Annotated in this window: 2 protein-coding genes; both read right to left on the bottom strand. The window is 54.6% G+C overall.

Annotated features, from left to right (window positions below; translation table 11 throughout):
• Positions 1–1,580: M28 family peptidase (locus tag VLX68_11840; GenBank protein ID HUI92929.1), on the bottom strand; the 1,580-nt coding region annotated here is incomplete at its 3' end.
• A gap of 93 nt (positions 1,581–1,673) precedes the next feature.
• A partial coding sequence (locus tag VLX68_11835; GenBank protein ID HUI92928.1) for an ATP cone domain-containing protein occupies positions 1,674–1,872 on the bottom strand: 199 nt, incomplete at its 5' end.

The following is a 1,872-nucleotide window of genomic DNA, read 5'->3' as shown; positions in this document are numbered from 1 at the left end:
TTCAATCCGAGCTCGTATCCAAACTTCGCCATCTTCGCGAGCCCGCTGAAGTCCCAATCCGCCTGGAATTCGTCGCTCGGCTGGTGGTAATGATTCTTCACGTAATCTTCCGCCTGCGCTTCTCCCCATGCCAGGTCATGTCCTCCATATTTCACGCCTTCGCTAATGGAAAACGCCGGAACTCCCACGCGCGCCATACTGAAATGATCGGAGCGGTAATAGTGGCCCGCGCCGGGTTGCGAATCGGGACGAATTTCCATTCCGAAATCCCTGGCAACTTTTTCAACCACGGGATAAAACGTCGTGCGTTCCGCGCCGGTCACTTCCACTTCTTGTGGAATGCCGATGGGAGCTAAGGCGTCATAATTCAGGTCCAAAGAAATGTCATGATCCGGAATCGGCGGGTGCTTTCCAAAATATTCCGAGCCGAGCAAGCCCTGCTCTTCCGCGGTCACAGAAACAAAAAAGATGGATCGTTTCGGGCGCACAGGCGATGCGGCCCACACGCGCGCCAGCTCCAGCAAAATTCCGCAGCCTGTGCCATTGTCCACGGCTCCGTTGAAAATCTTGTCGCCTTTCAATGACGGATCAATGCCCAGATGATCGTAATGCGCCGTGTACATTACCGCCTGATCCTTGAGCTTGGAATCGGAGCCTTCCAGTTTGGCCACCACATTTCGCGAAACAAACGGGTGTAATTCACTGACAATATGCGCTTTCAAATGCACCGGAAGTTCGATTGGCTTGAAGTTCCGCGATTGCGCCTGCTCATATAATTTATCGAGATTGAGGCCCGCCATTCCCACGATTTTTTGCGCCACGTCCCATTGCACCCATGAAGCGGCTTTCAGTTTGGGCGCACCATCGAGTTTCAGGAACGAGCGTTCCTTTCCCATCGAGTTGCGCACCACCTGCCAGCCGTAGCTGGCAAGATCGGTGCGATGAATCACGAGAGCAGCGACGGCGCCCATCCGCGGCGCTTCCTCGAACTTGTACATCCAGCGCCCATAATACGTAAGCGCCTTCCCCTTGAAAAAATTCGGATCGTTCGATGGCGGCTCGTTCACAAAGATGAGGGCGACCTTGCCCTTCATGTCCTCGCCCTTGTAATCGTCCCATTTATATTCCGGCGCCTGGATGCCGAACCCAACAAAAACGATGGGCGTATCAATGTCCGCAATTTCGGTCTGGCTCTCGTTGTTCACGATGTAGTCGTCGAGATTTTTCAGCGTGACCGGCTCTCCTTTGTCCGGCACCAATTGGAACGTGGTGTCCGGCATCGTTTCCACACCCACCATGGGCACGCTCTGAAAAAACGTGCCGTCATTGCCGGCAGGCTTCAGTCCATCCAGGTCAAATTGCGTGGCAATATAATCGGCGGCGATGTCGCCGCCGCGCGCGCCGGTGCCGCGTCCTTCCAGCAAATCGCTCGAGAGAAACTTTACGTGCGCGCGAATGTCTTCCGGCCGGAAAGCCGGCGCCTCTTTTCCCGAATCCTTGGCGGTCTGTCCCCCGGCGCCTGCCACGCTTAAAATAGCAATCAAAATTCCCGCGCCAAGAACCGCCCAAGTTTTCCGCATGCCGGTTTCTCCATGTTTGAATTTCTTACCCCAAGAAGTTCCGAAACTCGTGAAGGGCTGGGTGTGGACCGTCAAGTGCCAGCGGTTAACCCGCTATTTTTTCGTGCGGTCCTTCAAAAGATTTTTCAGCTCGGACATGAACTCCTGCACGTCCTTAAAATCCATGTACACGGAAGCAAAGCGCACGTAGGCGACCTTATCCAGTTTTTTCAGCCGGTGCATGATCATTTCGCCGATTTCGGTGGTGGTCAGTTCGCGTTCCGTGGCGTCGTGGACCACGCCTTCGATTTCA

The organism is Chitinivibrionales bacterium (genome assembly GCA_035516255.1).
Taxonomy (GTDB): domain Bacteria; phylum Fibrobacterota; class Chitinivibrionia; order Chitinivibrionales; family FEN-1185; genus FEN-1185.
Note: the sequence above shows the minus strand (reverse complement) of the source record. Positions and strands in the feature narration are given on the sequence as shown.